This window comes from Embleya sp. NPDC127516, from assembly GCF_044765325.1.
GTDB lineage: Bacteria > Actinomycetota > Actinomycetes > Streptomycetales > Streptomycetaceae > Embleya.
Map to the genome: position 1 here is coordinate 1 of NZ_JBIWJT010000082.1, position 6,032 is coordinate 6,032.

Annotated in this window: 1 protein-coding gene; it reads left to right on the forward strand. The window is 72.0% G+C overall.

Annotated elements, in window-relative coordinates; all coding sequences use genetic code 11:
* A partial coding sequence (locus tag ACIRL2_RS51145) for an SDR family NAD(P)-dependent oxidoreductase (protein ID WP_402242656.1) occupies positions 1-6,032 on the forward strand: 6,032 nt, incomplete at both ends.

A 6,032-nucleotide genomic window follows, 5' to 3' on the forward strand; every position in this document is an offset into this window, starting at 1 on the left:
GACGCGGCCGTGGTGGTGGCCGCGCGGGGCCGGTTGATGCAGGCGCTCCCGGCGGGTGGTGCGATGGTCGCGGTGCAGGCCGCCGAGGCCGAGGTGACGACGGCGCTGGCGGCGGCGGGAGTCGGCGATACGGCGGGTCTCGCGGCGGTGAACGGCCCGACCTCGGTTGTGCTTTCCGGTGACGAGGAGCCGGTGCTTCGGGTGGCGGCCGACTTCGCGGCGCGGGGGCGCAAGACCAAGCGGCTGACGGTCAGTCACGCGTTCCATTCCCTGCGGATGGACGCGATGCTGGCCGAATTCCGGGGCGTCCTCGCCACCGTGACCTTCGGCCGGCCGGCCCTGCCGATCGTCTCCAACCTGACCGGACGGCCCGCGAGTATCGAGGAGTTGAGTGACCCGGACTACTGGGTAGGGCAGGTGCGCGGGGCCGTGCGCTTCTCCGACGGCGTGGAACACCTGCGCGCGGCCGGCGTCGGAACCTTCCTGGAACTGGGCCCCGACGGAGTATTGACGGCACTGGTCCACGATTGCGTTGCCTCGGCGACCGCTGCGGAGGAAGGTACCGCCGCCGACATCGCGGCCACCTCCGCACTGCGCCGGGACCGCGCGGAGTGCGACGCGTTGCTCTCCGCGCTTGCGTTCGCGCACGTGCGCGGCTACAGGACCGACTGGTCCGCGGTGCTCACGCCCGCCGCGCGCCGACACCTCGACCTGCCCACCTATGCCTTCCAACGCCGGCTCTACTGGCTCGACGGCACCGCGGGCGCACCCGCCGACGCCGCCGGACTCGGGCTGGTGGCTGCCGAACACTCCCTGCTCGCGGCGACCGTACGTCTCGCCGGCTCCGACGCGGTCATGCTGACCGGCCGGATCTCCCTTCAAGCCCAGCCCTGGCTACGCGACCACGCCGTCGCGGGGACGGTACTGCTGCCCGGAACCGCCTTCGCGGATCTGGCCGTCCAAGCGGGCGACCGGACGGACTGCCGCCGCGTCGACGAACTGACCCTCCAGGCACCGCTCGTGGTCCCCGCGAACGGCGCGCTCGCCCTCCAGGTTCAGGTGGAGCCGCCGACCGCCGCCGGACGCAGGGCAGTCGGCGTGTACTCCCGAGACGAAGCGGTGGGCGAGGACGGCGAATGGACCTGCCACGCCACCGGTTTCCTCGCCGAGGACGCCACGGAAGCGGCGTTCGATCTCGCCGGCTGGCCGCCGGTCGGCGCACAGCCGATCGACATCGACGGCTTCTACGCCCGCGCCGCCGAAGCCGGTTACGGCTACGGGCCCGCGTTTCGGGGACTGCGCACGCTGTACCGGGGCCCGGACGGCAAGCTGTACGCCGAGGTCGAGTTGCCCGCCGAACAGACGCACGACGCAGGCCGGTTCGGGGTCCATCCGGCCCTGCTCGATGCCGCCCTGCATGCTCTGGTCGGGGATGATCTCGACGCGGCCGGCCCGGGCCGGGAGCCGACGATGCGGCTGCCCTTCGGGTGGCGCGGCATGCAACTGTACGCGGCCGGGGCGTCCGCGCTCCGGGTATGCCTGGCCATGGTCGACGGAAACCCGGACACGATCGCGGTCCAAGCCGCCGACGGCACCGGACAGCCGGTGTTCTCCGCCGAGGCACTCGAACTGCGCACAGCCGACCCGGCACGGTCGGCCGTCACTTCCTCGGCGGCGGATTCCCTGTACCCGGTGGTCTGGACACCGGTCGGCCGGCCCGTGCCGGACACCGAACCGGGCGAAACCCCCGACCCGGGACCGGGCCTGGATCTTCCCTTGGACGTGACCGTCCATGACTGCACGCCGGTACAGGTGGTCACCGCGGACCTCGCGCGGGCCGCCGAGGCGGCGGCCGTACGTCTCCTCACGGCAGTGCAGGCGTGGCTGACCGAGACGGCGACCGCCGAATCCGCGACACCGCGCTTCGTAGTGGTGACGCGCGGCGCGGTGGCGGCAGCCCCCGGTGATCCGGTCGTCGACCTCGTGCACGCCCCCGTGTGGGGGTTGGTGCGGTCGGCGCAGAGCGAGCACCCCGACCGGTTCCTGCTGATCGACCTCGACCCGGACCTGGCCGCCGATGCGGCGGACCCCGAGGAGGTGGCGCGCATCGCCCTGGCCGCAGGCGAGAGCCAGGTCGCCGTGCGCGCGGGCGCCGTACTCGTGCCGAGGCTCGTCCGGGCAGGTCGGGGCGGGACGTTGGTGCCGCCATCCGGCGCGTGGCGACTGGACGGTGTAGCGCGCGGGACGCTGGACGATTTGGCGTTGGTGGTGGCTCCGGAGGCGCTGGAGCCCTTGCGGGCAGGTCAGGTGCGCATCGCGGTGCGGGCCGCCGGTCTCAACTTCCGCGATGTGTTGATCGCGTTGGGTGTGTATCCGGGTGCCGCGTCGATGGGTGGCGAGGGCGCGGGTGCGGTGGCCGAGGTCGGTCCGGGGGTGTCCGAGTTCGCGGTGGGTGATCGGGTGTTCGGGATGTTCCCGTCGTTCGGTCCGATGGCGGTGGCCGATGTGCGGACGGTGGCTTCGGTGCCGGGTGACTGGTCGTTCGAGCAGGCGGCGTCGGTGCCGGTGGTGTTCCTGACGGCGTATTACGGCTTGGTCGAGCTGGGTGGTCTGCGGGCCGGTGAGTCGGTGTTGGTTCATGCCGGCGCGGGTGGGGTGGGGATGGCGGCGGTGCAGATCGCGCGTCATCTGGGTGCCGAGGTATTCGCGACGGCGAGTGAGGGCAAGTGGGACACTCTGCGATCGCTGGGTCTCGATGACGCCCACATCGCTTCGTCCCGGACGCCGGCGTTCGAGGACCGATTCCGAGCCGCGACCGACGGCCGTGGTGTGGATGTGGTGTTGAACTCTCTCGCGGGTGAGTTCGTGGACGCCTCGCTGCGGCTCCTGGCCGATGGTGGCCGGTTGTTGGAGATGGGCAAGACCGACATCCGGGATGCGGAGGCGGTGCGGGTCGGGTATCCCGGGGTCTCGTATCAGGCGTACGACCTGCTGGACGCGGGGCCGGAGCGGATCGGATCGCTGTTGGGCGACGTGTTGAGGCTGTTCGGGTCGGGCGTGCTGGCGCCGCTTCCGGTGAGGTCCTTCGATGTGCGGCGCGCGCCGGAGGCGTTTCGGTTCATGTCGCAGGCCCGGCACACCGGGAAGCTCGTGCTACGGATGCCGGTGCCGCTCGACCCCGACGGGACCGTGCTGATCACCGGTGGCACCGGCACGCTGGGCGCTTTGGTGGCTCGCCATCTGGTCACCGAACACGGCGTCCGCAGCCTGGTGTTGGCGAGCCGCCGGGGCCCGGACGCTCCCGGCGTGGGCGAATTGGCGACCGAACTCACCGATCTCGGTGCCCGGGTGACCATCGAGGCATGTGACGCCGTTGATCGGGAAGCTGTCGCCGAAGTCCTCGCGCGGATACCGGACGCCGCCCCACTCACCGCCGTTGTCCACGCCGCAGGCGTCGTCGACGACGCGCTGATCGAGTCCATGACGCCCGAGCAACTGGAACGCGTGCTGCGGGCCAAGGTCGACGGCGCGGTCAACCTGCACGAACTGACCGCCGACCACGACCTTTCCGCCTTCGTCCTGTTCTCCTCGATCGCGGGACTGCTGGGCACCCCGGGCCAAGCCAACTACGCCGCCGCGAATACCTTCCTCGACGCGCTCGCCGCCCACCGTCAGCGCGCCGGGCTCCCCGGCACCTCCCTCGCCTGGGGCCTGTGGGCCGACGCGAGTGGCATGACCGGGCAACTCGGCCGGCAGGACCTCGCCAGGATGCGCCGCTCCGGCATCGCCGCGCTGACGGCCGAACAGGGCCTCGGCCTGTTGGAAACGGCCCTGCACGTCGGCGACGCGAACCTCGCCGCGGTCCGGCTGGACCACACGGCGCTGCGCACCCAAGCCGCCCACGGCGCGACCCCCGCACTGCTGCGCAGCCTGGTCCGCGCCCGGGTCCGCCGTGCCGCACAGGTCGCGGCCACGGTGACGGGTGGTGAATCAGCCCTGTCGCAGCGGCTGTCCGGGCTGTCCGGCGCGGAACAGGACCAACTGCTCACCGACTTGGTACGGACGCAGGCCGCCATGGTGCTGGGCCACGCGTCGGCGGACCTGATCGCATCGGAACAGACGTTCAAGGCGGCGGGGTTCGACTCATTGGCCGCGGTCGAACTGCGCAACCGGCTCAACGCCGCGACCGCCCTGCACCTGTCCGGCTCCCTGACCTTCGACTACCCGACACCCGCGGCGATGGCCCGGCACCTCAGGTCCCGGATCCTGAGCGAGCGGCGCGCGACGCCGCCCGCCGTGACCGGGCTCTCGTCCCCGGCCGGGGACGAGGAGCCGATCGCGATCGTCGGCATGGCCTGCCGGTTCCCCGGTGGGGTCGGTTCGCCGGAGGATCTGTGGCGCCTGGTGGCCGACGGCCGCGACGCGATCACCGGCTTCCCCACCGACCGAGGCTGGGACCTCGAAGGAATCTACGACCCCGACTCCGACAGTTCGGGCAAGACCTACGTCCGTACCGGTGGATTCCTGGACGACGTGGCCGACTTCGACGCCGAGTTCTTCGGCATCTCGCCGCGTGAGGCGCTCGCGATGGACCCGCAACAGCGGCTGCTCCTGGAAACGTCGTGGGAGGTCTTCGAGCGGGCCGGGATCGACCCGGCGCCGCTGAAGGCCAGCGCGACCGGTGTGTTCATCGGTGCCGTGTCGCAGGACTACGGGCCGCTGCTGAGCCGCACGCCGGAAGCCGTCGAGGGCTACCGCCTCACCGGGACCACCGGCAGCGTCGCCTCGGGCCGGCTGGCCTACTCCTTCGGCTTCGAGGGCCCTGCCGTCACCGTCGACACCGCCTGTTCCTCCTCGCTCGTCGCGCTGCACCTGGCCGCCCAGGCGCTGCGCCGGGGCGAGTGCACGATGGCCCTGGCCGGTGGCGCCACCATCATGTCCAGCCCCGACATGTTCATCGAGTTCAGCCGCCAGCGCGGACTCTCCGACGACGGCCGCTGCAAGGCGTTCGCGGACGGCGCGGACGGGACGGCCTGGGCCGAGGGCGTTGGCGTACTGCTGGTGGAGCGGCTGTCGGACGCCGAGCGCAACGGCCACCGAGTACTCGCGGTGGTCCGCGGTTCCGCCGTCAATCAGGACGGTGCCAGCAACGGACTGACCGCGCCGAACGGACCGTCGCAGCAGCGGGTGATCCGGCAGGCGTTGGCGAATGCGGGGTTGAGCGCGCAGGACGTGGACGCCGTCGAGGCGCACGGCACCGGTACGACGCTCGGCGACCCGATCGAGGCGCAGGCCCTGATCGACACGTACGGGCAGCACCGGAGGGACGAACAGCCGCTGTACCTGGGGTCGTTGAAGTCGAATATCGGTCACGCGCAGGCCGCATCGGGCGTCGGCGGCGTGATCAAGATGGTGATGGCGCTGCGCGAAGGGATCCTTCCGCGCACGCTGCACGTCGACGCGCCCTCCTCGCACGTCGACTGGTCGGCTGGTGCGGTGGAATTGCTGACCGAGGCACGGGAGTGGCCGGACACGGGCCGGCCGCGCCGGGCGGGCGTCTCCTCCTTCGGGATCAGCGGTACGAACGCGCACGTGGTGCTGGAGCAGGTGCCCGCGACGGCCGTCGTGCCGACATTCGTTCCGGAGGAGACGGCCCGGTCGAGCGCTGCGCTGCCGTTCGTGGTGTCGGGCGGGTCGGAAGCCGCGCTGCGGGCGCAAGCCGGCCGGCTGGCCGAGTTCCTTGCCGGGCGGATGGAGCTGGACCCGGCTGCGGTGGCGTTCTCGCTTGCCGCCTCGCGGTCGGTGCTGGCGCACCGGAGCGTTGTCCTGGCCGCAGACCTCGGGGAGCTGACGGCCGGGCTGGCAGCGCTGGCCGCGGGGGTGCCTGCGGCGAATGTGGTGCAGGGGATTGCGCAGGGCCCGCGCCGCGCGGTGTTCGTGTTCCCGGGTCAGGGGTCGCAGTGGTTGGGGATGGCTGCCGGGTTGCTGGATTCGTCGGCGGTGTTCGCCGGGCGGATCGCGGAGTGTGAGGG